We start from the raw sequence: 26261 nt of genomic DNA, 5'->3' as shown, positions 1-26261 counted from the left end.
GGTCTCCTGCCCGATCCGCGCCGGCAGCTTCTATGGCTGCCGGCGCGCCCTTCCGACTGCTTTGTGCTTCTTCTGCCTGCCCGCGCTCGCCGCGTCGTCGGCTTACTTGCCGCTGTTCAGCGCCGCGATGGCGAGGCCGTTGTGCTGCAAGTTACCCGCGCCGCCGGCGATGTTCACGCCGATGTTTCCGGAGGCGCCTTTCAGCGTATCGGCACCCAGAGTCGCGGTGCCCTGGAATTGCCCGTGGACGGTCATCGTCGCGGATTGCGAGTTGTCGTCCGTCGCATCCATCGCGGTGGTCAGCGCCTTGCCCGGCGAGGTCGTCGTCACGGCGCCGGCAAGCGCGTTGTCCTGCGCGTTGCCGATACCGGAAGCGATGTTCACACCGACGTTGCCCGTCACACCCGACAGCGACCCGTTGCCGATCGACGCGTTCAGATTGAAGTTGTGGATCGTTGCGCTGCCGCCCGAGGACTGCACGTTGAAGTCCTGCGCGTTGCCGAACACGTTGCCGACGTCGACCGAGGCGAGCGACACGTCGTTGCTCTGCGCGTTGTCGATGCCTTCCGCGATGTTGATGCCAAGGTTGCCCGACACGTTGCTGGCTGCGTTGGTGCCGGTGGTTGCATTCAGCGTGGCGGCCGCTTCGTTGTTGATGTGCTGCGTGATCGAGCCGCGCGTCGTCACGTCGGTCGTCGACATGCCTGTGTCGATGCCCCATGCGGCGCCATACGAGTCGCTCGACGACGAGCGGCTGCGCGAGTAGCCCGACGATTGCTCGCCGACCATCGCATAGCCGGAGCCTTCGCTCGCCCTGAAGCCCCACGAACGGCTTTGCCCGGACGCTTCGCTCGCTTCGAAGCCGCCGGCGACGCCCGACGAGTTCGCGTAGCTCGATTCGCGATAACCGGCCTGCAGGCCGCCGCGGGCGCTGAACGAGCCGCTGCCGTGCGAGAACGTGTTGTGGTCCTGATAGCTGTAGCTGCCGTCGATCGAGCCGCCGGCCGACAGATGGCCGCCCGAGTTCTGACTTGTGTGAGAGAAGCTGCCCGCGATGCCGGCTACCTGCTGGCTGGTTTCATAGCCGCCGCTCGTGACGCTCGCGCTCTGGCTGCCGTACGCATAGCCGCCGGAGGCTTCGAAGCCCTGCGAGCCCGAGCTCGACGACGTATGGTTTTGCGTCGTGAACGCGAATGCCGAGCCGCCGCCTCTGACCGACGTTCTGCTGTTGTTCAGGGTCGTGGTCACGTTGCCGCTGGTGTAGGTCTGAGCCTGCGGATCGAGCGTCGCATTCACGTTGACGGTCTGATTGTTGTTGATCACCGCGTTAGCCGTGCTGGAGACATGCACGCAGCCAAACAGTCCGACCAGACCTTCGACGCCGACCATCTCGCCGACGACCGTCGTATTGAACAGGTAGGCCTTCTGCGGCGCGGCAAGCACGCTGCCGGATGCGGCAACGAGAACGGCCGTGGCAATAAGAGTGCGCTTCATGATTCGCTCCGATACTTAAGTGTGGTCAGTTAAAAAAAGTGCCCGCCGGGGGACGGAGCACAAAACTGTTTGCCGTGGCATTACCGGCGCCGGCTGCCTGGTTGATCTGCACGATTCCGTTCGCGTTGCGCAAGGCATCGCAGGAAATGCTTGCCTCGTGCACGCCGTGAATCGCGTTGGACTGCCCCGGACTGCCGTTTTTCGGGGCCGTCGCGGATAGCTCCCCATCCGAGACGGTCTCGACTCCGAGCGCCGCAGTCCCGATCTGGGTGCTGTTGCGCTGCAGATTCCCTGCTCCGGCCGACTGGTTCACCAGCACCGCGCCGGATGTGTTCGAAAACGCATTGGCTTCGATCGACGCCTGTGCGCGCGGCACGTTCGCGGCCACCGACGCGCTTTGCACGCTCGCGTTCGCATTGCCGAGCGCGGCGCCGTTCGTCACCGTGATCTGGTTGGCCTGCGCGTTGTCGAGGCCAGCCGTTTCGTTGACCGTGATCGCGCCCGTCGCGCCCATGCCCGCGCCGGGGCCGATCGTCGCGATGGCGCCGACGATGGGCACCGCTTGCGCCTGCGCATGAGCCGCGCCGGCGACGAACGCAGCGACGCCCATGCACAGGCACGCGCAGACGCGCAGGGCCGGGCGTGCCGCAGCGATTTGCAGCGAGCGCGGCGAGGGTCGCTGGCGTGTGCTCATTTCAGACCTCCGAGCGCACCGCCGAGCACGTTCGATAGCGGCGCGAGCGCGCCAGTCACCGACGAGCCGATCGTGCCACCGACACCCGTCGCCGGTCCGCCGATGCCGCCCGGGTTCAGCGGGATCGTGTTGCCGGTCGCCTTGCCGGAGAGGATCTGCGTGACGGCCTGCATGCCGGTGCCGCCGAGTACGCCGCCGGCGGCGACGCCGTTCGAGCCGTGCGCGTTCGTCAGATCGGTGTCGCCGACGAGCGTCGCGATCGTCGGATCGAACGAGTTGGCCGGGAACGTGGTGGCGCGCACGGCGACCGGGTCCTGGTCGCGCGGCACGGGGACGAACGCGTCACGCGGCGTGACGCTGCGCTCGACGACGAAGTCGCCCGGATTGGCGACCTGCTCGGCATAGGCATGGCTTGCGAAGCAGGCGGTGACGAAGACGCTGGCGAGAAGGGCGGTGCCGGCCGAAGCGGCGCGCGGCAAGACGGGAGCGTTGCTGAACGACGCCGCCGGCAGCCCGAGGGCGTGCGGCGTCTGTTGGTTCGTACTCATGTCCCGGTCCCTTCTCTCTTGTTGCCTGTGTCCCGCCGTCGTGGGGCGCGTCACCGCTCGCGCGGCCACCGGTCCTGCATTGCCTGGTTATTTGCCGTCTGTTCGTTGCTTCGTCCTGCTTACTTGCGCTGGTATGTCGCGACGTTGCCCTGGGCCGCGCGCGCGGCATCGACGGGCACCGGCAGCGGCGAGGGTGGCGCGATCTCGTCCCACAACGTCACCTGGTTGCCGCCGCTTTGCATCAACCGGGGCGTCGCGGCGACCATCAACATGCCGACCGCGCCGCCGCGTTGCCGTGACAGCATCTGGTCATCGAGCGAAATATCGTTCATGGATGCAGCATCGGCAGCCGGGGTCGACGGATTGGCGGCAACCTGGCTGTCGTCCTCCGCGGCAACCGGCGTGGTGGCTTGCAGGCTGGCGGAGGCGGGGTCGGCGGCATCGCTGGAATCCGTCAGCGTGGCGAATCGCGCCGGGCCGGCTTGCGCTGTCGGAGTGCCGGCACTCGCCGGCAGGGCGCTGAACGCGAGAGCTGCGCAGATCGCGAAGTATGGTGCGCGGCGCCTTATCAGATCGATGCGCAATGCGAGTCGCATGATGTGTCTCCCTGGTGCACGCCAATTAGCGAAACGTGTGCCATCGCTCGCAATCCATTGATACGTCTGGCGCCAACCAGCACAAACAGACTAATGCGTTCCAAATCGGGAAAAAACGTTGCAGCCCTGAAACGGATCAGCAGAAAATACCTATAATTCGTTAATCCGCGAGGTACGAAATACTGTCGCGAGAACGAAAAGCGCTTCCACTAATGTTTTATTTGTCGGCTGAATAAATCGCGATCGGCCGCCAAGCCTTGATGGGCAACGGGTCCATCGATTAAATTCGCATAATTGTTTTCGAAGCGGCGCGCGTATAGTAAGCTCTCGAAAACAGCTGCACATTTAAAAAAAGGCCCATATCGGGCCGTCTCGAACACACACGCCGCTTTCTTGGGGATCAGCTGTCCGCACGGAATGGAATGGCCGTTCGGGTTTTGCGATTCGCGAATCCTGGACGAGTCAGCGTGTCTGAACCGCAATTTCAGGTGCATGCGTCGTCCTTAACGTTCGTTGACGAGAGGATCTGAATAATGGAACCCGCAACGCGGCAACTGATTTACGTTTCGCGTGACCCGAGCGCGGAACTGAATACGCGTTTTATGCAGCGTGGCTGGCATGTCGAAGTCGTGGGATCGGCGCGCGATGCGCGCCGGGCAGTGCGCACCGGCTCGGCTGCTGGCGGCCTGCTCGATCTGTCCAGTGATTTCCAGCCGCACGAAATCGCCGCTTTTGAATCCTGTTTGACCATGCCGAACGTCGGCTGGGTCGCTGCCACTACGCCTGGCCAACTCCAGGACGCCGCGTTGCGCCGGCTCGTGCGCGACTACTGTTTCGATTACGTGACGGTGCCGTCTTCGGGCGACCGTATCGTCGACTCGGTCGGTCATGCGTACGGCATGATCTCGCTGAGCGAAACGGCGTCGCACGACGGCTCGCAAGGCGCCGAGGGCGAGATGGTCGGCTCGTGCGACGCGATGCTCGCGCTGTTCCGCTCGATCCGCAAGGTCGCGATGACCGACGCGCCGGTGTTCATCTCCGGCGAATCGGGTACCGGCAAGGAGCTGACGGCAGTCGCCATTCATGAACGCTCGGCGCGGCGCAACGCGCCGTTCGTGCCGATCAATTGCGGTGCGATCCCGCCGCATCTTCTGCAATCGGAGCTGTTCGGCTATGAGCGCGGTGCGTTCACCGGCGCGAACCAGCGCAAGATCGGCCGGGTCGAGGCGGCCAACGGCGGCACGCTGTTTCTCGACGAAATCGGTGATCTGCCGCTCGAAAGCCAGGCGAGCCTGTTGCGCTTCCTGCAGGAGCGCAAGGTCGAGCGGCTCGGCGGCCATGGCGCGATCGACGTCGACGTGCGCATCATTTCGGCCACGCACGTGGACATGACCGCGGCGATGATCGAAGGGCGCTTCCGTTCCGACCTCTATCACCGCCTCTGCGTGCTGCAGATCGACGAGCCGCCGCTGCGCGCGCGCGGCAAGGACATCGAACTGCTCGCGCGGCACATGCTCGAACGTTTCAAGAAGGATGCGAGCCGCCGCCTGCGTGGCTTCGCGCCCGACGCGATCGCCGCGCTGCATAACTACGGCTGGCCCGGCAACGTTCGCGAACTGATCAATCGGGTGCGGCGCGCGATCGTGATGTCGGAGGGGCGCGCGATCACCGCGCGCGACCTCGAACTTGCCGAATACGTCGAGATCGTGCCGGTGTCGCTCGCGCAGGCGCGCGAAGCGGCCGAGCGTCAGGCGATCGAGCTTGCGTTGCTGCGGCATCGCGGGCGGCTCGGAGACGCGGCGCAGGAACTTGGCATCTCGCGAGTAACGCTGTACCGGCTGCTGTGCTCGCACGGCATGCGTCATATGGAAGGTGAGCCGATGGCGCCGCCGCACGGCGATTTGCCGGCGTCGGTGCAGCATCTGTAGGCGGCGGCGGGCGAGCGGCGAGACTGGCGACGTGGCATGTGAAGGTCTGGCGCGTCGCCTGGGTCTCGGGCTGTGCCGGTTCGGACGGATTGACTGTGCCTTCCGGGCGCAGCGACGCCAGCCGGCAAGCGTCGCGTCGAAGCACTTTTGCATGCACGTGTTTGCCGCCCGTATATCGCGTACCGCGGTGTTTTCCTTTCCGTCTGATATTTCCCTCGATATTCCCCATGCGGCGCGCCATGCCACGGCGGCGTGCGGTCGCGCTTGTTAGAATCGGGTTTTGCTCAATTCCGTGTGCGCGCCTGATCGGGTTCGCGCCGCGCCGAAGGAAACTGCATGAAACAATACCTGGACCTCGTCCGTACGATTCTCGACACCGGCACGTGGCAGGAAAACCGCACCGGCATCCGCACCATCAGCATGCCCGGCGCGATGCTGCGCTTCGATCTGCAACAAGGCTTTCCAGCGGTCACGACGAAGAAGCTCGCGTTCAAGTCGGCGATCGGCGAGTTGGTCGGCTTTCTGCGTGCTTCGCGCAGCGCCGCGGATTTCCGCGAGCTCGGCTGCAAGGTGTGGGACGGGAACGCGAATCAGAACGCGCAGTGGCTCGCCAATCCGTATCGCGAGGGCCCGGATGATCTCGGTGATGTCTACGGCGTGCAATGGCGCAAGTGGCCGGCCTACAAGGTGCTCGACGCCAGCGCGAGTGCGCAACTCGCTGACGCGCAGGCGCGCGGTTTTCGAGTGATCACGCAGTTCGACGAAGAAGGCCGCTCGAAGGTGCTGCTTTACAAGGCGATCGACCAGCTGCGCCAGTGTCTCGACACGATCATGCAGAACCCCGCCGATCGACGCATTCTGTTCCATGCCTGGAACCCAGCCGTGCTCGACCAGATCGCTCTACCGGCTTGCCATCTGCTGTACCAGTTTCTGCCGAACGTTACGCGCCGCGAAATTTCGCTGTGCCTGTATATCCGCAGCAACGACGTCGGGCTTGGCACGCCCTTCAATCTGACCGAAGGCGCGGCGCTGCTGCATCTGGTCGGACGACTGACGGGCTATACGCCGCGCTGGTTCAGCTATTTCATCGGCGATGCGCATATCTACGAGAATCAGCTCGATATGCTGCACCAGCAGCTTGAGCGCGAACCGTACGAGAGTCCGCGGCTCGCGATTTCCGATTGCGTGCCCGACTACGCGAAGACCGGCATGTACGAGCCGGAATGGCTCGAGACGATCGAGCCTGCGGATTTCTCTCTGGTCGGCTATCGGCATCACGAGCCGCTGACGGCGCCGATGGCGATCTGATGCCGGTGGGAGCGGGGCGGTAGCGCTCGCCCTCGTCGTCGTCGAATAACAAAAGCCCCGCGATGGTTTGCATCGCGGGGCTTTTTTGTGTGCGCCCAGCATGGGCGCACTCCTGGAGGTGCAAGTCCTCCCATAAGCTGACCACAGCGAATGAAGTGAAGCGCAACTGCGTAAGGGTGACCGAGCGTGGGGAGGAAGCGTGGAGCAAAGCCGTGAGCCGATGGACAAGAACCGGATATGAGGCGGCACCGATCAGGGCGAGCGGGCACGAATCTGCGAAGCTCTTGTGGTCAAGGATTGGTGCCGTAAATCCGGCGGTTGTGCGGTGAAGGAGTGCGTTCTTACCTGGGGAGATCTCGCCTCATGCCTGAAAGGGCAACGGTGTCGAACCGGAGCGGGAAGTCAGCCGAGGTCGTAGTAGTCACAGGACAGGTCGGCAAGGCTGAAGCTGGTGACGAAGGACCGAACGGGAAGGAGTGTTCAGGGATATGCCGATGCGGCAGGCAATGCGTCAGATGCCCGTGCAAACGGGGCGAGCGGGAGCAGCGCGTGGTGAAGCTGCGCATGTACCTGTGAGCGACGAAGCCGGCTGCCCGCGGCATGAACCCGGGAGCACAGGGTCAGCGTTGCTGGAAGCGGCGTTGACGAGAGAGAACCTGAAGCGGGCGTTCAAACGGGTGCGGGCCAACAAAGGAGCCGCTGGGGTGGATGGTCTGGGCGTTGACCAGACTGCGCGCCATCTGGTGACGGCGTGGCCAGCGATTCGTGAACAACTGCTGAAGGGGACGTACCGGCCCAGCCCGGTACGGCGGGTGACGATTCCGAAGCCGGACGGAGGCGAGCGCGAGCCTGGTATCCCGACGGTAACGGACCGGTTGATCCAGCAGGCTCTGCTGCAGGTGCTGCAGCCGGTTCTGGATCCCACCTTCAGCGAGCATAGCTACGGCTTCCGGCCCGGACGGCGTGCACACGATGCGGTGCTTGCCGCGCAGTCGTACGTGCAGTCAGGCCGGCGAATCGTGGTGGACGTTGACCTGGAGAAGTTCTTCGACCGGGTCAACCACGACATCCTGATCGACCGCCTACAGAAACGCATTGGAGACGCTGGTGTAATCCGGCTGATCAGGGCGTATCTGAACAGCGGCATCATGGATGATGGAGTGGTTCAGCAGCGAGCCCAGGGCACGCCGCAAGGCGGGCCGCTATCGCCGCTGCTGGCCAACGTGTTGCTGGATGAGGTGGACAAGGAACTGGAGCGGCGGGGCCACTGCTTTGCGCGCTACGCCGACGATGCGAACGTGTATGTTCGTAGCCGCCGCGCGGGCGAACGGGTAATGGTGCTGCTGCGACGTCTGTATGGGCGATTGCGCCTGAAGGTCAACGAGACCAAAAGTGCGGTCGCGAGTGTGTTCGGTCGCAAGTTCCTGGGTTACAGCTTATGGGTGGCTCCAGGCGGTGTGGTCAAGCGCAAGGTGGCGGCCAAACCGCTGCTGGCGTTCAGGCACCGCATTCGTGAACTGACCCGCCGATCTGGCGGGCGCAGCATGAAGGACGTGGTGGCACGGTTGCGGACTTATGTGCAGGGCTGGAGGAGGGCATACTTCCGGTTGGCGCAAACCCCCAGAGTCTGGCGTGAGCTGGATGAGTGGCTGCGCCACCGACTACGCGCCATCCAGCTTAAGCATTGGCGCCGTGGCTCAACCATCTACCGGGAACTGCGCGCGCTGGGCGCGTCATGCTCTGTGGCACAACAGGTGGCGGCGAACAGTCGCCGCTGGTGGTGCAACAGCGGCAAGCTCCTCAACAGCGTGCTGACCATCACTTACTTCGATCAGCTGGGTGTGCCCCGACTCTCCTAACCTCAACTTCCCGAACCGCCCGGTGCGGACCCGCATGCCGGGTGGTGTGGCAGGGGCGCAGCCTCAGGCTGCCCCCTATGCCGATTGCCGCGACGGCAGGCGTCCTGCTCAGCTCTTGTGATGCTCGTCGCGATTGCCGCCGCCCTGGTGCTGCTCGGCATGTTGCGGTTGCGGCTGGGGTTGCGGACGTGGCTGCTGCACCTGCTGGGGCCGCGGTTCCGGGCGTGGCTGCTGCATCTGCGGACGCGGCTCGGGCCGGGCTTGCGGCATCGGCTGTGGACGCGGTTCGAAATGCGGCTGCTGCGCCTGCTGGAACTGCGGTTCGGGCCGAGGGGCTTGCGGCATCGGCTGCGGACGCGGTTCGACACGCGGCTGTTGCGCCTGCTGGATCTGCGGTTCGGGTCGAGGGGCTTGCGGCATCGGCTGCGGACGCGCTTCGACACGCGGCTGTTGCGCCTGCTGCATTTGTGGTTCGGGACGCGATTGCTGCGGCGGGACGGCGTGCGGCGCCTGTTGCGTCACAGGCGGATGCCAGTTTGGCACACGCGCCTGTTGCTGCGCGGCCGGGTTGTCCGGCGGATGGGGCGCACCGGCCTGTTGCGCGAAGCTCGGCTGTTGCGGGCCGCCCGGTTGCGCCATGCGCGTTGCCTGCTGCGCCATCGGGGTATGCGGCTGCGTCCATGCCGGCTGAGATCTGCCGACCGCGCTCCATTCCTGCGGCGCGCCGCGCTGCCGTGTGTACGCCGCCGTGTTGGATGAATTCCCACCGGCTGCTTGCGGCGGCCGCGGCACACCATTCGACGGATGGCCCATATTGCCCGCGAGCCCGCTCTCGCCAGACTGCGGCGGACGCGGGTTGCCGACCATCTGCGGCGGCATGCCCGGACGCGCTTGCGGCGCTTCGCCATGCGGCCCCACGACGCCGGCTTCGGCGGGCCGCTGGCCAGCCTGCTCGACGCCATGCGGGCCGTTACCGCCCATTGCGCTGGGGGCGCCAGGCGCGCCAGGCGCACCCGCCGCCATCCCCGGCGGACGTCCCGGCACATGCGATTGCACGACCCGCACGTTCGCCATCGGCAGCGCGCTCGGTGCGCCGGTCATATGCGCCGGCACCGCGGTGCGCACGACCGGCTGGCCGCCGCCGGGCACCCGACCGCCGCTTTGCGCGAAGCGCTGCGCGAGTTCGTCGTGATAAGCGGCCGGCATGACGGGATTGCGAGTCGCGACGACCGGCCGGCCGACGACGCTCGCCGGTGGCCGGTAGTTCGCGCGCCGGAGATCCGACCCGAAGCTTTCGCGCACCGGCGCGATCCCCGGTGCGCCCGGGTTGATCCGCGCGTTGCGCCACTGCGCCGGATCGACCTTCTGCGAAAAGCGTCGGACTGGCTGGCCGTGCACGAACGCTGTCGCCGGCACGGCTGTCACACCGCCCGGCACGCGATAGTTCACGTATGTGTTGTGGATGTTCACGTTGCGGCGGTAGTCGTTGACCATCGTCGTGCGGTTCACGCGGTTGTAGTACCCAGCGCTCCAGCGGTCGTGATCGCCCCAATGCGGATGCCACCGCTCCCCCGGCCCGAGCGGAAACCACGCGACGCCCGCCGCGACGACGCCGCCGACCGCCAGGTTCACACCCCAGTCGACGCCGCCGTCGTCGTCGCCGACGAATGCGACCAGCGCCGGCGCATAGACCGGCGCCGCGTCCGCTTCGAGCGGACCTGGCACCCAGGCCCACGTGCCGTCGACCTCGGCCCAGCGGCCGTAGTGGTACGGCGCGAAGCCCCAAGGTTGGTCGTCGACCCAGGTCCAGCCCCACGGCGCCTGCCAGACCCAGTGGCCGTCGTGATACGGCGCCCAGCCGGCCGGCGTCGCGTTCGGCACCCACACTTCGCCGTACTGCGGCGTCTCGCGCCATGTGCCGTTGGCATCGAGGTCCTCGTAGCCGGGGATGTCGCGCGACACATAGCGCGCCGACAGCGAGCGGTCTTCGCTGGCGTCGCGGCTGGCGGCCCACTGGTCGAGCTCGTCGGCTGCGGGGGCGCGGTTGTCGGCGACTTGCTGCAGGCTGGTGCCGGCAAAGCGGATCTGCTGACCCGCCGCGACCGGCATCTGGCTGCCGTCGCCGTACGCGATCGCGCTGCCGCTGCGCACGGTGACGGTCGTACTGCTGCCGTCCGGCGCGACGTCGACGCGGTAGTCGCCGGGACCATTTACGCCGAGCGCAAGGTTCGGCGTGTCGATTTCATACGACGAGCCCGGCGCGAACTCGCGCACGCGCGTCGATAGCGTGCCTTGCGCGACTTTCAGTTGTGCGGTCGTGTCGTCGAGATTGAGCACGTCGAGGCTCGTGTTCTGGCCGAGGCGCACCGCGGTCGAGCCGATGTGCAGCTCGGAGCGTGCGTTCTGGTCGTTCCATAGCTGGTCGCCGGTCGTCAGTGGCCGGTTGATCTGCGCGTACGACCAGTCGGTCGCGCCGGCGGGCTCGGTGGTCACGGCGCCGGCCGTGTAGTTCAGACGCGCGATGCGCCCCGGCGGATCGACGCCCGACGGATCGCCGCCCGGCCCGACGGCCGTCGCGGCCTGTGGCGTGGGTGTTGCTTGCTGCGCCAGGGCGCTCTGCGCCGCGAGCGCGACGACGGCGGCCGCGATCAGCGTATAGCCGCTCATCCGGCGTTGGATCCCGGCATGCTGCACGGGCTGCTTGGCGTGTGTCATGACTGATCTCCGACGGACGTGGCACTGGGCCGGGTCCCTTCAGTCACTGTACCTGCCGCCTATGTTTCAAGACCCGCTCATTTGTAAGGTGGATTCGCTGGCGTGTAACAAAAGGTCTCGCCACGTCGGGCCGCCGGCAGGTGAACGGTCTATCCGGCCAGAAACGCATCGAATTGTTGATGGCCGGCCGGCGTGACGCGCAGCACGCGCGGCCGCTCGGTCCGCTCGACCCAGCCATGCGCCGACCACGCATCGAGCAACGCCGCGCCGAGCGCGCCGCCCAGATGCGGTCGGCGCATGCTCCAGTCGAGGCAGGTGCAAGCGAAGCGCCGCCGTCGGGTCTTCTGCGCGGCCATATCGATGCCCCAGTCGGCGAAGCGGGCGACGCCCTGCGCGGTCGCTTCGAGCGATGCGCCGTCTTGCGTCAGCAGTCCGCGCTCGAGCATGCGCTCGAACATGCGCACCGACAGCTCGCCTGCCATGTGGTCGTAACAGGTGCGCGCGTAGCGCATTTCTAGCGGCACGGTGCGTGCCGGACGCGGCACGGAGCGCAGTGGCGCGCTGACCTGCGCGACGTTGGCGAGTGCTTCGATCGATGCGGCGATGTCCGCCGACGCGATACGGAAATAGCGATGCCGGCCGCGCACTTCGAGCGCGAGCAGCCCGCCGTCGGTGAGCCGTCCGAGATGGGCGCTCGCCGCCGATGGCGACAGCCCCGCGATCATCGTCAGTTCGCCGGCTGGGCGGGCGCTGCCGTCCATTAACGCCCACAGCATCGCAGCGCGGCCGGGATCGGCGAGTAGCGCGCCGATGCGGCTCAGGCCGGGGAAGTGGTTCTGGTCGTCTAAGAGGGGGGCGGTCATGGCGCGTCTCCTGAATGGGCGGCACAGGGCAACGCGGTCCAATCGCAAAGCCCGCCGCCACGATTCCTACTCTACGCGCATCGGGTATTCGATGTTTCAGCTTCGCGTGAACAATCAATGCGACGGACGTGTCCGGCTCGCCCGCGTTTGCGCGTCGTCGCGGGCCACCAGGCTAGAATCGAAGCCTGTCCTTGCAGGAAATCGATGTGATGAAAACTCTTCTCGCCGTCGCCGCGGCGGTTCTGCTGTCCAGCGCCTGCGCGGGGGGCGGAGCCGGCTCGGGGTCTGCCGGTAGCGGCAGCATCAACATGTACGGCACCGTCGACACAGGGATCAGCGTCCACAACTAGGCCCACAGTCGGCCCATCGGCGCGCTTCGCGCCGCGTCCCCAATCGACGCCGCGCCGCGCGCAATATTGCGCTCGTATAATCGCCTCCTTTCAATGCATCCGATTGACCGGAGTCAAGATGAGCACTGTTCCCACCGCACCGCTGGACCGTTCGGAAACCACCTTCCGCTTTCTCGCCGAGCCGACCTCGGTCAACTTCGGCGGCAAGGTGCATGGCGGCGCGCTGATGAAGTGGATCGACGAAACCGCCTACGCATGCGCGGCGGTATGGTCTGGGCGCTATTGCGTGACGGTCAGCGTCGGCAATATCCGTTTCCGTCGCCCGATCCTCGTCGGCAATCTGGTCGAGCTGCGCGCGCGCGTCGTCGCGACGGGCCGCACTAGCATGCACATCCACGTGTCGGTGCACGCGGGCGACCCGAAAGGCGGCGAACTGCTGCAGACCACCGACTGTCTCGTCGTAATGGTCGCCGTCAACGAGAACGGCCATCCGGTGCCGGTGGCCGCCTTCCTGCCAGAGACCGAGGAGCAGAAACGCCTCGCCAGGTACGCGATGGACGTGAAGGAAGCGCTCGACGCGATCGTCGAGCTGAAGCCGGAAGAAGTCGCGCAGGGAAAGATCTAAGCGCAGCGCATCATCATGCGGTGCGTCCGACCATATCCTTCGGTCGCACCCACTCGTCGAACTGCTGCTCGGTGACATAGCCGAGCGCCAGCGCCGACGCCTTCAGCGTCGTGCCTTCCTTATGCGCCTTCTTCGCGATCTGCGCGGCCTTGTCGTAGCCGATGTGCGGATTGAGCGCCGTCACCAGCATCAGCGATTCGTTAAGCAAGGTATCGATGCGCTCATGATTCGGCTCGATGCCGGCCGCGCAGTTGTCGTTGAAGCTGTGCGCGCCGTCGGCGAGCAGGCGCACCGACTGCAGCACGTTGTGCGCGATCATCGGACGGAACACGTTGAGCTCGAAGTTGCCGCTCGCGCCGCCGATGTTCACGGCGACATCGTTGCCGAACACCTGCGCGCACAGCATCGTCAACGCTTCGGACTGGGTCGGATTGACCTTGCCCGGCATGATCGAGCTGCCCGGCTCGTTTTCGGGGATCGACAGCTCGCCGAGACCGCAGCGTGGGCCGCTCGCGAGCCAGCGGATGTCGTTGGCGATCTTGTTCAGGCTCGCTGCCACCGTTTTGAGCGCGCCGTGCGCGAATACCAGCGCGTCGGCGGCTGCCATCACCTCGAACTTGTTCGGCGCCGACACGAACGGCAGACCGGTCAGCTTGCCGATCGCGGCGGCGACGCCGTCGGCGAACTTTGGATGCGCGTTCAGTCCCGTGCCGACCGCGGTGCCGCCCCTGCGCAAGCTCGTACAGATGCGGCAACGCCGACTCGACGTGCCGGATGCCGTGCTCGAGCTGCGCAACATAGCCCGAGAATTCCTGGCCGAGCGTGAGCGGCGTCGCGTCCTGCAGGTGCGTGCGGCCGATCTTGACGACGTCGGTGAACGCTTTCGCCTTGCCGTCGAGCGTGTCGCGCAACGTCTTCAGCGCGGGCAGCAGATGCTTGACGATGACATCCGCGGCAGCCACGTGCATCGCGGTCGGAAACACGTCGTTCGACGACTGCCCGCGATTCACGTCATCGTTCGGATGCACCTTGCGCGCTTCGCCGCGCTCGCCGCCGAGCAGCTCGCTCGCGCGGTTGGCGATCACCTCGTTCAGGTTCATGTTGGTCTGCGTGCCCGAGCCGGTCTGCCAGACCGCCAGCGGAAATTCGTCCGGATGCTTGCCGTCGATGATCTCGTCGGCCGCCTGGATGATCGCGCGGGCCTTCTGCTCGTCGAGCACACCGAGGCCGAGGTTGACCTCGGCGGCCGCGCGCTTGATCACCGCGAGCGCGGTGATCAGCTCGGGCGACTGCTTTTCCGTCGAAATCTTGAAGTTCTGCAGCGAGCGCTGCGTCTGCGCGCCCCACAGGCGGGCGTTCGGCACCGCGATTTCGCCGAACGTGTCGCGCTCCATCCGTACGTCTTCAGTCATGGTTGACTCCGCTTCTCAAAGTCCCGAGTTGACAGGCAATAACGAGAATAGACCCGTTAGCGCATTCCGGTAAAAACCGGCCTGCGGATCGAAAATGTAGGTGCGTGTCTGGCCGTCCTCGACGTCGGTCCAGACGAGCGGCGACAGGGGCGCGCCGATCGAGCGCAGATAGGCGAGCTGGGCCGCGTCGGCGAGCGTCACGTGGTAGCTGTGATCGGACTGGATGGCACGCTCGAAGATGCTGGCGACCTGATTCGCGAGTTCGGGGCTGTGGATCACGAGTGCGAGCTCGGTGTTCAGATTGGCCGAGCGCGGGTCGAGGTTCATCGAGCCGATGACGAGAATCTGGTGGTCAATCACATAAGTCTTCGCATGCAAACTCGCGCGCGAACGCGAGCCGACCAGCCCCACGTTCGGCGCGTCCTGGTATGACCTGAATTCGTACAGTTCGACGCCTGCCTTTAGCAGCGGCACCCGGAACGGGCTGTAGCCGGCCTGCACGGCGACCGCGTCGGTAGCCGCGAGCGAGTTGGTCAGCACTGCGATGCGGATGCCGCGGCGCGTGAGCTCGCCGGCCGCCTGCACGCCCGACGCGTGCGGCACGAAGTAGGGCGACACGATCAGGAAGTCGTGCTGCGCGTCGCGCATCAGTTCGCGCAGCCGCGCGAGCGGCGGGCTCACGTAGTCCGGCGACGGATGCGCGATCTTCTCCGGCAGGTCCGCCCTGAATTCCGCACCCGCCCACGTGAGGCCGAGCTGCTCGCTCGTAATCTGCGCGGCGAGCGGCGTCGCGTTCAGCGGTTTCGCGTTGTACGGATCGGCATTGGTGCGCCAGTGGTGGCGCAGGTCGTCGCGCGTCTGGTCGAGTTCTTTCTGGTCGAATTTCTGCTTGTTCAGCGCGGGCAGCGGATGGGCGAGGTCGCTGTTCCAGTAGTCGTCAAAACTCGCTGAGACGTCGGCGACGATCGGGCCCGCCGCGAGCACGTCCATGTCGCGGAACTGCAGCGTTTCGCTGGCGCTGAAGTACTCGTCGCCAAGATTGCGCCCGCCGACGATCGCGAGCTGGTTGTCCGCGATCATCGCCTTGTTGTGCATGCGGCGCGTGAAGTGGCCGATCTGCGTGAACACGTTCGTGGTGCGCTCGAACATGCCTTGCTGGGCGCTGCCGAACGGATTGAAGACGCGAATCTCGATGTTGTCGTGCGAGTTCAGCCCCGCCATGATGCGGTCGATGTCCTTGAAGTTCAGATCGTCGACCAGCATGCGCACGCGCACGCCGTGATCGGCCGCATACAGCGCGGCGCCGAGCAGCAGCTTGCCGGTAGTGTCCTCGTTGGCAATGTAGTACTGCATGTCGAGGGTTTTGGTCGCCGCGCGCGCGAGCGCGATGCGCATCTGCAACGCGTCGGTGCCGTTCGCCAGCACGCGAAAGCCCGACTGCTCCGGATGCTTCGCCTCGAACGGCGCGAGCGCTTCGCGCAGCGGCGTTTCCGCGGTGGCGGGGAGTGCGTGCGTGAGCTGGCGGTTGAACGCGGTGGCGGGCGGCTTCGTCGCGCAGGCGGCCACAAATGCCGCCGCGCAACAGAGCAGGAAAAATTGCCTCGTCGTGCTGACTATCGCGTGGCGGCGCGCGGCCCGCCGATGTTGTTCGAATTGGCCCTGCACGCTGTTTTCCCCTTGTTTTGCAAGCTTTTCGCGTGGCGACAGCGAAGGCCTGCGCACGCTGTCGAGAAAACCATTCTAAGGGAATTGGGGCGCGTGTTCGTCGTTCGTCTGCAAACGCAGCAGAGTGCCGCGCGTCGGTCGGGAGGGCGCCGCGATTCGGTGATCCATCACCCGATGCGAACCGCGGCGCGCCGACGCTCTATCAGACGCGCCCGGCGTGCAGCGCGCGCTCGCCGTCGGGATGGGTCGAGCCTTTCGCCGGGCGACCCGCCCACACTCCCGCGAGCAGCGAGCCCGACAGGTTGTGCCAGACCGAGAACAGCGCACCCGGCAGCGCGGCCAGCGGCGTGAAGTAGAGCTTGCCGAGCGTCGCGGCGAGACCGGAGTTCTGCATGCCCACTTCGATCGCGAGCGTACGGCAGACGGCTTCGTCGAAACCGAGCAGACGGCCGCCCCAGTAGCCGCCGAGCAGGCCGATGCCGTTGTGCAGGATGACGCCGACCATCACGACGAGGCCCACCGACGCGATGCTCTTCTGCGTGCCGCCCACCACCGCGCCGATGATCAGCACGATCGCGACCATCGACACGAGCGGCAGGATCGGTTCGATCTTGCGCACGAGCTTGCCGAACAGATGATTGACGACGAGACCGACGACGATCGGCAGCGCGACTATCTGCAGGATGCTCGTCAGCATGCCGTGCACGTCGACGACGATCGACGCGTCGACGTAAAGGCGCGTGAGCAGCGGGGTCGCGAACACGCCGACGAGCGTCGACAGCGCGCTGATCGTCACTGACAGCGCGACGTCGCCGCGCGCGAGATAAATCATCACGTTCGATGCGGTGCCGCTGGCGACGCTGCCGACCAGCACCATGCCGGCGGTCAGGTCGGGCGGCATGCGCAGCGCCTTGGCGATGACCCACGCGGCGAGCGGCATCACGAGGTAGTGCAGCACGATGCCGGCGATCACCGGCGCGGGCCGCGAAAACACGCGCAGGAAATCGCCGGCCGACAGCGTGACGCCCATCGCCAGCATGATGATCGTGAGGAGCGTGGTGACGTGCGGCGCAACGCCGGAAAACGAGGTCGGCGACAGGTACGCGGCGACCGAGACGAGCACGGCCCAGAGCGGGAACAGGCGGGTGACGCGGGCAAGCATGGCGGGTGGTCCTTGGTTATGTTGTATCGCGGGAAAGCGGGGCTGCGGCGCGGCCGGGTGTCGGCTGGCGTTGCGGCGTTTGCCGCGCCAATGCGGGTGAAGCGGCTACGGCGAGCGCCGTGGCGAAAGCGCGGCAAGAACGGGCGGCCAATTGCAGCCGCTCGCGACGCGGGCAATGGTGAGTGCGCGCGCGACGCCAGTCCGGCGCCTGCCTTCGTGAGGCGCGCCGTCGTGCGGTTCGTGGCGCGTGAGCGCGGGTTAGCGCTCGCATGCCGCGGCGGCCATTTTACCTTTTACAGGGAGTGCTTCAGGAGTGGAGCGTACGGCTACTTCGCTCAAATGGAGCGCGCGGGCGGCGTGGCCGATGCGGCCGTCGGCGCCTGCCGCCGGCTTAGCCTGTGAAAACGCAGCGTCATCAGCAGCGCGACGCTCGCGAGACCTGCGGCGAGCCCCCACCACAAGCCGCGCGCGCCGAGGCCGGCGTGAAACGCGAGCAGATAGCCGGTCGGAAAACCGATCACCCAGTAGCCGAACGCAGCCGCGATCATCGGCACGCGCGTGTCCTTCAGGCCGCGCAGACAACCGGAGCCCACCGCCTGCATCCCATCGACGATCTGGAAAATCGCCGCCACGCCGAGCAGCGAACTGGCGAGCGCGATGGTCGGCGCGTTGGCCGGGTCGTCCAGATGCAGATACAGACCGACGATCCAGTGCGGCGCGGTGATCAGCACGAGGCCCGACATCGACATGAAGCCGACGCCGAGTGCGAGCGCGACGAAGCCCGCGTGGCGCGCGGCGAGCGGCTGACCGGCGCCGGCCCAGTAGCCGACCCGCACGTTGGCCGCCTGGCCGATCGACAGCGGCACCATGAACGCGACCGACGCGACGTTCAGCGCGATCTGATGCGCGGCCAGTTGCGATTCGCCGAGCAGGCCGACCATCAGGCCAGTGGCGAGGAACAGCGTCGACTCGACGCCGTAGGTGATCGCGACCGGCCAGCCGATGCCGAACAATTCGCCCATCAACGGCAGCTTCGGCCGCGTCGCGACGACGAAATGGCGGAAGCGCGGCCGCAGATGCAGCAGCGCCATCAGCACGAGCGCGGTCAGCCACACGGTGATCGTGGTCGCGGCCGCCGAGCCGAGAAAACCCAGCCGCGGCAGCCCGTACGCGCCGTGGATGAGCCCGTAGTTCAGGAAGCCGTTCACACCGACGCTCGTGATCGACACCCACAACAGGCGCCGTGCCGCGCCGATCGCCGGCAGAAACGAGCGCATCAGGCCGACGCCGATCAGGCTCGCGGGTGCGCCCCAGCGCAACACCGCCGCGTATCGGCCGACGTTGTGCGCGAGCAGGCCCGGCTCGCCGACCGCGAGCAGGACCCTCGACGCGAACGACAGCAGGATGAACGCCGGCACCGACAGCAGCACCGACAGCACGAAACCGGTCCAGTAAATATGCGGCACCCGGCCGTCGTCCTGCGCGCCGCGCGCGTGCGCGACGCTGACGCTGACCGAGGTCAGCACGCCCTGCAGCAGCGTGACGACGACGAAAAAGAGGTTCGCGCCGAGGCCGCCGGCGGCGAGCGCATCGGGGCCGAGCGAGCCGAGCAGGATCGTGTCGGTGACGCTCATCGCCATTTGCGACAGTTGCGCGATCGCGAGCGGCGCGGCGAGCCGCGCGGTGTCGGCCGCGTGGCGGGATAGGGTCGGCGGCCGGCTGGCCGCGCGGGCGAAGCTGGGTTGAGTCATCGAATGCCTGACGGCGAAAAGTGGCAACAGCGGTGGCAACAGCGGTGGCAACAGCGATGGCGTCAGCGAAAGGCGGGCGCAAGCGGCGCCGCATTGCATCTCGCCGCGCGCTCCGACGGGCGTTGGAGCGGCCGGGCAGCGGGCGGGAAAAAACGCGACGCGGCGGCGAGCCGGTCAGCCGACTCCACGCCCGTGGCGCGGTTCGTCGTTTACCTGTCGAAACCGACAGCTTATTGCCTTCCCCCGGCCGCTGTCGATGGACGACGCACAATTCTGGTGCGTGCCGTCCTGCGATTTTCCGGACTGCCGTCAGCCTTCGTGGACCGCGATCCGCGTATCGCCGAGCAGCACGACCTGGCCCGCGCGGATCTTGCAGGTCTTACGCGTCTCGACCCGGCCATCGACCATCACGGCGCCGTCGGCAACCATCATTTTCGCGGAGCCGCCACTATCCGCGAGGCCCGTGATCTTCAGCAGATTGTGGAGTTCGACGTATTCGCCGGTCAGCGTGAAATTGAGGTTGGGCATGGCGTTTGCACCTTGGGCACGGGGTCGCGTTGGGGTTCGCATCATAAAGCAAGCGCACGCGGAGCGGCGGCGCGGCCATCCAGCGAGCTCTTCGCGCAAGCAAATGAAAGTAGATGTTATTCAAATGTCGGAAAGTGAAACGTTCCGTAACGCAGGTCGCACCGGACGGATTTCACTCCTAGAGTGCAGTTCAGCAGCAAAGCCCGCTGGCTTGCGGGATCACTCCCCGGCCACCCGTCCAGCGACGCACAGACCGGACGAGGCGCGCGCGACGTTCCGTCATCACGACGCCAGAGAGTCCGCCCGTGTCACAACAACCCAGAGAGGATAGCCATGACCCAGATTCGTTCGCTCCTGATCGGTACCGCCCTCACTGCTTTTGCCGCGACGGCCGCCGTTGCGCAGACCGCGCAGCCGGCAGCAGGCATCGGCGCTCAGGCGCAGATCCAGAGCCAGGGCGCCGCCGACATGGCGCCGCCATCCGCGGCTGGCGCCCAGCGCATGCAGGTGCCGCCTTCGACGCAAGGCATGCAGCAAGTCCCGGGCGCACCCGCCGCGCAAGGCGTCGAGGCGCCGCCGCCGGCCCGTTTGACGGCTTCGGGCTCCACCGACCCGCTCGTGCAGAAGCGCGACGCCGACGCGAAGGCCAACGCCGAGTATCGCGCGGCCAGGAAGTCCTCGAAAGCGGAATTGAAGGCGGAGCAGAAGGCCGCGAAGGACCAGTACAAGGAGCAGGTGCGCGGCGCGAAGCTGAACCAGAAGGCGGACAAACAGACCGCCAATAACGAAATGAAGATGAACATGGAAGGGCAGGCTGCCGCGCAGGGCGATGGCGCGGACGTCAAGCACTAAGCCCTGCTGGATGCCGCGGCGCGTGGGTCTGTGAGGCTCGCGCGCCGCGGGCGCTGTCGCTTGGCAGGATGTACTTCAGGGAGATTTCAGATGAACATCAACCATTCCACCCGAAACCGCATTTACGCCGCCCTGATGGCGGGTTGTCTATCGTCGGCGGTGTTCGCGCAGACGACCGACCCGGCCGCGGCGCCCCCCACGCATGCGGACAAAAAGGCCGCGAAAGCACAGACGAAGACCGACAGGAAAGCCGCGCTTGCCCAGGCGAAAGCGGACAAGACCACAGCCGACGCGCAGGCCGACGCCGACAAGGCCAGCGCTGCTGCCAATCTGAAGGACGTGAAGAAACAGTAGTGCGCGGCGTAGACCGGCGGATAGGCGCCCGAAAAAAGGGGCGCTTGTCGCATGAGGTTGTATGGATATACAGTATGCGTCGCATCCTGAAAATCCATCCAACCCGCGAAACCGATTAGTGTCCACCGTCGCCGAATCCGCTCCGTCGTTCGATACCGCCGCCTGGCTAGCGAAGCTCAACGACGCCCAACGCGAAGCCGTCGAATACGGGACCGACACGCCAGACGCGCTGCCCGGCGCACTGCTCGTGATCGCGGGCGCCGGCTCCGGCAAGACCAACACGCTCGCGCACCGCGTCGCCAATCTGGTGGTGAAGGGCGCCGATCCGCAGCGCATCCTGCTGTTGACCTTCTCGCGCCGCGCGGCGCTCGAAATGATCCGCCGCGTGACCCGCATCGCGGGCGCCGCGGCCACTACCGTCGGCCCACGCGCCGCGCTCGCGCAAGGGCTCACGTGGGCGGGTACCTTCCATAGTGTCGGCGCGCGGCTGTTGCGCGAATACGCGGATCTGATCGGCCTCGCGCCCGCGTTCACGATCAATGACCGCGAAGACTCCGCGGACTTGATGAACCTCGTGCGCCACGAGCTTGGACTGTCCGCGAAGGAGCGGCGCTTTCCGGCGAAGGGCACCTGCTTCGCGATCTACTCGCGTGTCGTCAACACCGGCTCATCGCTCGGCCAGGTATTGGACCGCGCGTTTCCGTGGTGTCGCGAGTGGGAGGACGATCTGCGCCGGCTGTTCGCCGCATACGTCGACGCCAAACAGAAGCAGAGCGTGCTCGACTACGACGATCTGCTGCTCTACTGGTCGCACATGGCCGCCGAGCCCAGCATCGCGGCCGATCTGTCGGCGCGTTTCGATCATGTTCTGGTCGACGAATACCAGGACACCAACCGCCTGCAGGCGTCGATCCTGCTCGCAATGAAGCCAGACGGCCGTGGCCTGACCGTGGTCGGCGACGACGCGCAGTCCATCTATTCGTTTCGCGGCGCGACGGTGCGCAATATCCTCGACTTTCCCACGCAGTTCGAGCCGCCCGCCAGGCAGGTCACGCTCGAGCGCAACTATCGCTCGACCGAGCCGATTCTCGCCGCGTCGAACGCGGTGATCGAACTCGCGAGCGAGCGCTACACCAAGAATCTGTGGACCGACAAGGCGTCGGCGCAGCGCCCGCGCCTCGTCACGGTCGCCGACGATGCCGCGCAAGCTCGCTACGTCGTCGAGCAGGTGCTCGAGGCGCGCGAGCAGGGCGTGAAGCTGAAGTCGCAGGCGGTATTGTTTCGCGCTGCGCATCACAGTGCCGCGCTCGAGATCGAGCTCACGCGGCGCAACATTCCATTCGTCAAGTTCGGCGGGCTCAAATTTCTCGACTCGGTGCATGTGAAGGACGTGCTCGCGGTGCTGCGCTGGGCCGAGAATCCGCGCGATCGCGTCGCCGGCTTTCGCGTCGTGCAGCTGCTGCCGGGCGTCGGCCCGGCCACCGCGGCGAAGGTGCTCGACGACATCGTCGCGCGCGCGGACGGCGGCGATCCGGTCGCGACCGCGGGCGGTGTGCTGGCCGCGTTTGCGGCGCCCGCGCGCACGCAGGAAGACTGGCATCCGTTCGTCAAGCTGATGTCGGGCGTGTACGGCCGGCAAACGCCGTGGCCCGCCGAGTTCGAGATGGTGCGACGCTGGTACGAACCGCATCTGGAGCGCAATCACGAGGACGCCGCGATCCGTCACGCGGACCTGCTGCAGATGGAAAGCATTGCGGGTACGTATCCGTCGCGAGAACGCTTCCTGACCGAGTTGACGCTCGATCCGCCCGACGCGACCAGCGACGAATCCGGCGTGCCGCTGATCGACGAGGACTACCTGATCCTGTCGACGATCCATTCGGCGAAGGGTCAGGAGTGGCGCCACGTGTTCGTGCTGAACGGCGTCGACGGCTGCATTCCTTCCGATCTCGGCACCGGCAGCGACGAGGAAATCGACGAGGAGCGGCGCCTGCTTTACGTGGCGATGACGCGCGCGAAGGAAGACCTGCACATCGTCGTGCCGCAGCGCTTTTACGTGCACAACCAGACGCATCTGGGCGACCGCCATGTGTGGGCGTCGCGCACGCGCTTCATCGCCACGCCGATGCTGCCGCTGTTCGACGCCTATGCATGGCCGCGCATTGCGGTGGCGAGCGCGCCGAGCGCGGCTGGGCTCGCCGCGGCCGCCCAGGCGAAGATCGAGATCGCGGCGAAGCTCAGGAAGATGTGGGATTGAGCGGTTAGCACCGCGCGTTGGGATCGACGCGCGGGCAGGGGGCGCGTTTATCCGACGAAGGGACGCGCGCCGCGCGGGCCAGTGGAAGCTCAGCGCGACTGCCGCTGCCGTTGCTGCGCGACCGGAGGCGGCGGCACGAAGAAATTGCGCAGCCATGCCGCCAGCCGCGAGAACACGTCGTACGGCTCCTCGACGAAAATCTCCGGCTTCAAGAGCCGCAGATACTCCATGATCTGCTGCGCTTCCTGCTTCTGGAACGTGCCGTGCGAAATGCCTAGCCGCAACAGCCCACGCAGTTCGCCGAGCTTCTCGCGCGCGGTGCTGCCCACGCTCGTCTCGCACGCGACCTTCGCCTCGTAGACGCGCTGGCGCAGCGATTCGACGAGCCGCCATGCCGGCGTCTGCATCACTTCCTCGAGTGCCTGAATGTCCTGCACGGTGCTCTTGATCTGCGAGGCGAGGGGGTCGACCAGCGTCGCGTCGCCTTCCGCTTCCTTGACGATTGCGGCGGCCCACTCGCGGCATTGCCTGGTGAGCTCCTCGGGCGTCCATTCCGAGCGCGCCGCGAAACCGAACCCGAACTCGCCCGCCTGCCGCATCAGGATCGACACGACGTCCGGGAATTCCTTGTCGAGCGTGCGTTTGGCCCACGCGTACTGGCCGCCTTGCAGCATCCGCTGTACCGCGTGCTCGGTGAGCGGCACCATGTTGTCGAGCAGCTTGGCGCGTAAGAAATCCTCGAACGACGGCGTCGCGAACTGCGGATCGAGCTTCAGCGAGACCCGTAAAAAGGCCTCGAAGTCCTTGCGCAGCGACGCGACGGTCTCGTCCTTGAGCTTCAGGGTGATTTGACCCATGTGTTATCCCGTTTAATGCGGCCGCGCGCGGCGCGCCGTCGCAAGATCGCCCGGCCGCTCGCGGACCGAGGCGACGCGACGCCGGATGCCGACGCGCTTGATTCCAGCCTGTTGCCGCGTAACCAGCGGGACGACTCCCGATGAGCGGACCTCGACTGCATATCGGCGGGGTAGCGGGAAACTTGAGGGCGGCCCGGCGACGCGCGGGCGCTTTGGAGGGAAGCTTCGGGCAATGGCCCGCTTGGGAGTCGCTTGAACGGGAGTGCGCGGCCCGCGACGCGGCGAGGTGTCGACGGGACCGCTGATGAGTCGATGAGCGTAGAGACAGGGCGCGCTTACTTCAGCACCACGCCCTGCCAGACGAAGAACACGCCTAGACCGACTGCGATCGTCAGCAGCGGCCGGCGCGTCAGCGCGCTAACGACGATCGCGGCGAGCGCGCCGACCAGCTGCGGATTGCGCCAGCTCAGCTCGGCGTTGTTGCCGTGCGGCGACACGGCCATCGGGACGATGATCGCGGTCAGCACGGTGACCGGCACGAAGCTAAGCGCGGTGCGCAGAAGCGGCGGGAACACGAGCCGGTCGCCGAGCACGAACACGGTCGCGCGGATCAACCACGTAATCGCGGCCATGCCGACGATCAGAACGACGTAGTTCATCGCGTGGCCTCCACGGGACGGCGCGCGCCACGCAGGTTCAGACGCGACATCGACAGCAGCACGCCGACCGCGACTCCCGCGAACACTGCGCCGAGCAGGCCGAGCTTGTACGGCCACGCCTGCCAGAAAAACGCCAGCGTGCCGGCGGTGACGGCCGCCGCGATATAGCGCAGCGCGACCAGTTGCGGCACGACGATCGCAATGAACGTCGCAACCATCGCAAAGTCGAGACCGAGCGACTGCAGGCCGGGGAAGGCCGCGCCGAACAGCAGGCCGGCGACGGTCCATAGCTGCCAGTTCAGATACATCGCGACGCCGGCGCCGAAGAAGTAGTACGGGCCGACCGTGCCGGGCTCGCGATGCCGGTAGTGCTCCCACGCGACCGCGAAGACTTCGTCGGTGAGCAGCGCGCCGAGCGCCCAACGCCAGCGCTTCGGCAGATGCGCGACGTGCGGCGCGAGCGTCGCGCTATACAGCACATGACGCAGATTGACGACGAGCGTGGTCGACCAGATCACGGCGAAGCTCGCATGCCCGGCGATCAGCCCGAGCGCGATGAACTGCGCGGAGCCCGCGAAAACGACGAGCGACATCAACTGGCCGTGCCACAGATGCAGCGGGCTGGAGGTCACGAGCGTGCCGAAAATGACGCCGAACGGCGCGGCGCCGACCATCATCGGGATGATGTCGCGCGCGCCGGCGGCGAATTCTTTGAGATGGCCGTCCCGGGTGGGCTGTCCTTGGGTGGAATCGGTCAATCTAAGCCTCCTTGATTTCGGAAGCATAGCGGCTGACCGGCGTTCGGACTTGTACGTTCTTGCGGCGGGTTGCTGATGGGGTGCTACGGTGTAGCGGGGGGATGGCTGATGACGGGCTGACGGATTGCGGCGGCACGCTCACGGCGCGCGGTGCAGGCGCCGGCGGTGCCGCTTCGCGTTACGAACCGCGCTGCGTTCCTTGCCATTGGCCCGGCGGCACGCCGAACATGCGCCGGAAATGCCGCGTGAAATGGCTCTGATCGGTGAAGCCGCTCGCGGCGGCGACGTCGGTCACCGGGACGCCGGCGCGCAACGGCGCGAGCGCGCGCTGCAGGCGCACCTGATTGCGCCACGCGTGGGGCGGCAGGCCGGTCGATTGGGTGAATAGCCGCGCCGCGTGGAACGACGACAGACCCGCTGCCTTCGCGACCTCGGCGAGCGTCACCGGTTCGACGAGGTCGCCGGTCAGACGCTCCTGCATCAGTGCGACGCGAGTGTCGTCGGTGGCGACGCGAGCGGCGGCGGGGCGCGTCCGCGCATAGCGGACCAGCAACGTGGACAGCGCGTCGAGCATCGCGGTTTCGGCGGCGAGCGCGTCGTCGCCGGCTTCGAGCAGACGGTGGGCGTGCGCGAGCCGCGTCGCGAGATCGGAATCGCGGATCACGCCGGGCGCGAACCACGGTAAGGCCTGCGGCTTGCCGGCGACTTCGTCGGCCAGCGCGCAGAGGAACTCGACCGGCGCATACATCACGCGATACCGCCAGCCCGCTTCGACCGCCTTCGACCCCGTATGCAACTCGCCCGGGTTGATGACCGGCACGCTGCCCGCTTCGGCGACATGGTGCTCGCCGCTATACCGATAGCATTCCGCACCCGCGACGATCACCGGGATCGTGTAGGCGTCGTGCCAATGCGGCGCGAACTCGTGATCGTGATATTCGGCAGTGAGCAGATCCGCGCCGGGCAGTAGCGGCGTGCGCCAGTAGCGGGCGGAATCGCGGAAACGAGGGGTGGCGGTCATGACGA

The 26261-nt window shown here is 66.5% G+C and carries 22 protein-coding genes and 1 pseudogene; 8 read left to right on the top strand and 15 right to left on the bottom strand.

Annotation, left to right across the window (positions count from 1 at the left end):
* Nucleotides 1-102: 102 nt before the first annotated feature.
* From OKW28_RS30480 to OKW28_RS30465, 4 genes are all read right to left on the bottom strand, one after another.
* Nucleotides 103-1494, bottom strand: a complete 1392-nt coding sequence (locus OKW28_RS30480; protein ID WP_429451102.1) for a hypothetical protein — start codon at nucleotides 1492-1494, stop codon at nucleotides 103-105.
* Between the two features lie 25 nt (nucleotides 1495-1519).
* On the bottom strand, nucleotides 1520-2188 hold the full coding sequence (locus OKW28_RS30475; RefSeq protein ID WP_429451100.1) for a hypothetical protein: 669 nt from the start codon (nucleotides 2186-2188) through the stop codon (nucleotides 1520-1522).
* Entirely contained in the window at nucleotides 2185-2736 is a 552-nt protein-coding gene (locus OKW28_RS30470; RefSeq protein WP_429451098.1) for a hypothetical protein, read from the bottom strand. Before OKW28_RS30470 ends, OKW28_RS30475 begins: the two co-directional genes overlap by 4 nt.
* A 119-nt stretch (nucleotides 2737-2855) precedes the next feature.
* Complete coding sequence (locus OKW28_RS30465) at nucleotides 2856-3332, bottom strand: hypothetical protein (RefSeq protein ID WP_429451097.1); 477 nt, start codon at nucleotides 3330-3332, stop codon at nucleotides 2856-2858.
* A gap of 533 nt (nucleotides 3333-3865) precedes the next feature.
* On the opposite strand from OKW28_RS30465, the gene OKW28_RS30460 reads away from it, so the two are divergent.
* The 3 genes from OKW28_RS30460 (at nucleotide 3866) to ltrA (ending at nucleotide 8427) form a co-directional block, all read left to right on the top strand.
* The gene (locus OKW28_RS30460) at nucleotides 3866-5260 is read left to right on the top strand and encodes a sigma 54-interacting transcriptional regulator (RefSeq protein ID WP_429451095.1); all 1395 of its coding nucleotides are present in this window, start codon (nucleotides 3866-3868) and stop codon (nucleotides 5258-5260) included.
* Between the two features lie 336 nt (nucleotides 5261-5596).
* Nucleotides 5597-6568 (top strand): thymidylate synthase, encoded by a 972-nt coding sequence (locus OKW28_RS30455; protein ID WP_429451093.1) that lies wholly within the window; start codon nucleotides 5597-5599, stop codon nucleotides 6566-6568.
* Nucleotides 6569-7056: 488 nt separating this feature from the next.
* The gene (gene ltrA, locus OKW28_RS30450; protein WP_429451092.1) at nucleotides 7057-8427 is read left to right on the top strand and encodes a group II intron reverse transcriptase/maturase; all 1371 of its coding nucleotides are present in this window, start codon (nucleotides 7057-7059) and stop codon (nucleotides 8425-8427) included.
* Between the two features lie 108 nt (nucleotides 8428-8535).
* Here the strand turns inward: ltrA and OKW28_RS30445 are convergent, their stop codons facing one another.
* Nucleotides 8536-11142 (bottom strand): DUF6600 domain-containing protein, encoded by a 2607-nt coding sequence (locus OKW28_RS30445; protein WP_429451091.1) that lies wholly within the window; start codon nucleotides 11140-11142, stop codon nucleotides 8536-8538.
* 149 nt (nucleotides 11143-11291) lie between these two features.
* Nucleotides 11292-12005, bottom strand: a complete 714-nt coding sequence (locus OKW28_RS30440) for an ArsR/SmtB family transcription factor (RefSeq protein WP_429451089.1) — start codon at nucleotides 12003-12005, stop codon at nucleotides 11292-11294.
* A 209-nt stretch (nucleotides 12006-12214) separates the two neighbouring features.
* On the opposite strand from OKW28_RS30440, the gene OKW28_RS30435 reads away from it, so the two are divergent.
* Complete coding sequence (locus tag OKW28_RS30435; RefSeq protein WP_167368602.1) at nucleotides 12215-12355, top strand: hypothetical protein; 141 nt, start codon at nucleotides 12215-12217, stop codon at nucleotides 12353-12355.
* A 118-nt stretch (nucleotides 12356-12473) separates the two neighbouring features.
* Nucleotides 12474-12980, top strand: coding sequence for an acyl-CoA thioesterase (locus OKW28_RS30430; protein WP_429451087.1), 507 nt, complete (start codon nucleotides 12474-12476; stop codon nucleotides 12978-12980).
* A 13-nt stretch (nucleotides 12981-12993) separates the two neighbouring features.
* Here OKW28_RS30430 and fumC read toward each other — a convergent pair.
* The 5 genes and pseudogenes from fumC to OKW28_RS30405 all read right to left on the bottom strand — a co-directional run bounded on the left by fumC (nucleotide 12994) and on the right by OKW28_RS30405 (nucleotide 19498).
* Nucleotides 12994-14392, bottom strand: a pseudogene (gene fumC, locus OKW28_RS30425) (class II fumarate hydratase).
* Between the two features lie 15 nt (nucleotides 14393-14407).
* Nucleotides 14408-16009 carry a phospholipase D family protein gene (locus OKW28_RS30420; protein ID WP_429454503.1) on the bottom strand — a complete coding sequence of 534 codons (1602 nt, stop codon included), beginning with the start codon at nucleotides 16007-16009 and terminating at the stop codon, nucleotides 14408-14410.
* A 250-nt stretch (nucleotides 16010-16259) separates the two neighbouring features.
* Entirely contained in the window at nucleotides 16260-17219 is a 960-nt protein-coding gene (gene panS, locus OKW28_RS30415) for a ketopantoate/pantoate/pantothenate transporter PanS (RefSeq protein WP_429451086.1), read from the bottom strand.
* A gap of 335 nt (nucleotides 17220-17554) precedes the next feature.
* Nucleotides 17555-18970: an MATE family efflux transporter gene (locus OKW28_RS30410; protein ID WP_429451084.1), complete on the bottom strand. Its 1416-nt coding sequence runs from the start codon at nucleotides 18968-18970 to the stop codon at nucleotides 17555-17557.
* A gap of 309 nt (nucleotides 18971-19279) precedes the next feature.
* A complete protein-coding gene (locus OKW28_RS30405) occupies nucleotides 19280-19498 on the bottom strand; it encodes an RNA-binding S4 domain-containing protein (RefSeq protein ID WP_013090085.1) in 219 nt (72 codons plus the stop codon).
* Nucleotides 19499-19831: 333 nt separating this feature from the next.
* On the opposite strand from OKW28_RS30405, the gene OKW28_RS30400 reads away from it, so the two are divergent.
* From OKW28_RS30400 to OKW28_RS30390, 3 genes are all read left to right on the top strand, one after another.
* A complete protein-coding gene (locus OKW28_RS30400; protein ID WP_429451083.1) occupies nucleotides 19832-20350 on the top strand; it encodes a hypothetical protein in 519 nt (172 codons plus the stop codon).
* A gap of 90 nt (nucleotides 20351-20440) precedes the next feature.
* Nucleotides 20441-20704, top strand: coding sequence for a hypothetical protein (locus OKW28_RS30395; protein WP_429451081.1), 264 nt, complete (start codon nucleotides 20441-20443; stop codon nucleotides 20702-20704).
* Nucleotides 20705-20765: 61 nt separating this feature from the next.
* A complete protein-coding gene (locus OKW28_RS30390; protein ID WP_429451080.1) occupies nucleotides 20766-22961 on the top strand; it encodes an ATP-dependent helicase in 2196 nt (731 codons plus the stop codon).
* Between the two features lie 89 nt (nucleotides 22962-23050).
* On the opposite strand, the gene OKW28_RS30385 is transcribed toward OKW28_RS30390, so the two are convergent.
* From OKW28_RS30385 to OKW28_RS30370, 4 genes are all read right to left on the bottom strand, one after another.
* Nucleotides 23051-23818 carry a DUF4088 family protein gene (locus OKW28_RS30385; protein WP_429451078.1) on the bottom strand — a complete coding sequence of 256 codons (768 nt, stop codon included), beginning with the start codon at nucleotides 23816-23818 and terminating at the stop codon, nucleotides 23051-23053.
* Between the two features lie 335 nt (nucleotides 23819-24153).
* On the bottom strand, nucleotides 24154-24477 hold the full coding sequence (locus OKW28_RS30380) for an AzlD domain-containing protein (RefSeq protein WP_429451077.1): 324 nt from the start codon (nucleotides 24475-24477) through the stop codon (nucleotides 24154-24156).
* Nucleotides 24474-25235, bottom strand: a complete 762-nt coding sequence (locus OKW28_RS30375) for an AzlC family ABC transporter permease (RefSeq protein WP_429451075.1) — start codon at nucleotides 25233-25235, stop codon at nucleotides 24474-24476. Before OKW28_RS30375 ends, OKW28_RS30380 begins: the two co-directional genes overlap by 4 nt.
* Before the next feature lie 178 nt (nucleotides 25236-25413).
* Nucleotides 25414-26256 (bottom strand): AraC family transcriptional regulator, encoded by an 843-nt coding sequence (locus tag OKW28_RS30370; RefSeq protein WP_429451074.1) that lies wholly within the window; start codon nucleotides 26254-26256, stop codon nucleotides 25414-25416.
* Between the last annotated feature and the right edge of the window lie 5 nt (nucleotides 26257-26261).

The sequence above is a fragment of the Paraburkholderia sp. 40 genome (assembly GCF_050434105.1).
In the GTDB taxonomy this organism is placed as follows: Bacteria; Pseudomonadota; Gammaproteobacteria; order Burkholderiales; family Burkholderiaceae; genus Paraburkholderia; species Paraburkholderia tuberum.
Note: the sequence above shows the minus strand (reverse complement) of the source record. Positions and strands in the feature narration are given on the sequence as shown.

Excerpts from the sequence above, each read along its gene's own strand:
- ltrA (WP_429451092.1), top strand. The coding sequence starts at position 7,057 with ATGCCGATGCGGCAGGCAATGCGTCAGATGCCCGTGCAAACGGGGCGA.
- OKW28_RS30470 (WP_429451098.1), bottom strand. The coding sequence starts at position 2,736 with ATGAGTACGAACCAACAGACGCCGCACGCCCTCGGGCTGCCGGCGGCG.
- OKW28_RS30465 (WP_429451097.1), bottom strand. The coding sequence starts at position 3,332 with ATGCGACTCGCATTGCGCATCGATCTGATAAGGCGCCGCGCACCATAC.
- OKW28_RS30480 (WP_429451102.1), bottom strand. The coding sequence starts at position 1,494 with ATGAAGCGCACTCTTATTGCCACGGCCGTTCTCGTTGCCGCATCCGGC.
- OKW28_RS30400 (WP_429451083.1), top strand. The coding sequence starts at position 19,832 with ATGACCCAGATTCGTTCGCTCCTGATCGGTACCGCCCTCACTGCTTTT.
- OKW28_RS30385 (WP_429451078.1), bottom strand. The coding sequence starts at position 23,818 with ATGGGTCAAATCACCCTGAAGCTCAAGGACGAGACCGTCGCGTCGCTG.
- OKW28_RS30395 (WP_429451081.1), top strand. The coding sequence starts at position 20,441 with ATGAACATCAACCATTCCACCCGAAACCGCATTTACGCCGCCCTGATG.
- OKW28_RS30430 (WP_429451087.1), top strand. The coding sequence starts at position 12,474 with ATGAGCACTGTTCCCACCGCACCGCTGGACCGTTCGGAAACCACCTTC.
- OKW28_RS30405 (WP_013090085.1), bottom strand. The coding sequence starts at position 19,498 with ATGCCCAACCTCAATTTCACGCTGACCGGCGAATACGTCGAACTCCAC.
- OKW28_RS30380 (WP_429451077.1), bottom strand. The coding sequence starts at position 24,477 with ATGAACTACGTCGTTCTGATCGTCGGCATGGCCGCGATTACGTGGTTG.
- OKW28_RS30455 (WP_429451093.1), top strand. The coding sequence starts at position 5,597 with ATGAAACAATACCTGGACCTCGTCCGTACGATTCTCGACACCGGCACG.
- panS (WP_429451086.1), bottom strand. The coding sequence starts at position 17,219 with ATGCTTGCCCGCGTCACCCGCCTGTTCCCGCTCTGGGCCGTGCTCGTC.
- OKW28_RS30445 (WP_429451091.1), bottom strand. The coding sequence starts at position 11,142 with ATGACACACGCCAAGCAGCCCGTGCAGCATGCCGGGATCCAACGCCGG.
- OKW28_RS30410 (WP_429451084.1), bottom strand. The coding sequence starts at position 18,970 with ATGACTCAACCCAGCTTCGCCCGCGCGGCCAGCCGGCCGCCGACCCTA.
- OKW28_RS30390 (WP_429451080.1), top strand. The coding sequence starts at position 20,766 with ATGGATATACAGTATGCGTCGCATCCTGAAAATCCATCCAACCCGCGA.
- OKW28_RS30460 (WP_429451095.1), top strand. The coding sequence starts at position 3,866 with ATGGAACCCGCAACGCGGCAACTGATTTACGTTTCGCGTGACCCGAGC.
- OKW28_RS30435 (WP_167368602.1), top strand. The coding sequence starts at position 12,215 with ATGAAAACTCTTCTCGCCGTCGCCGCGGCGGTTCTGCTGTCCAGCGCC.
- OKW28_RS30440 (WP_429451089.1), bottom strand. The coding sequence starts at position 12,005 with ATGACCGCCCCCCTCTTAGACGACCAGAACCACTTCCCCGGCCTGAGC.
- OKW28_RS30370 (WP_429451074.1), bottom strand. The coding sequence starts at position 26,256 with ATGACCGCCACCCCTCGTTTCCGCGATTCCGCCCGCTACTGGCGCACG.
- OKW28_RS30475 (WP_429451100.1), bottom strand. The coding sequence starts at position 2,188 with ATGAGCACACGCCAGCGACCCTCGCCGCGCTCGCTGCAAATCGCTGCG.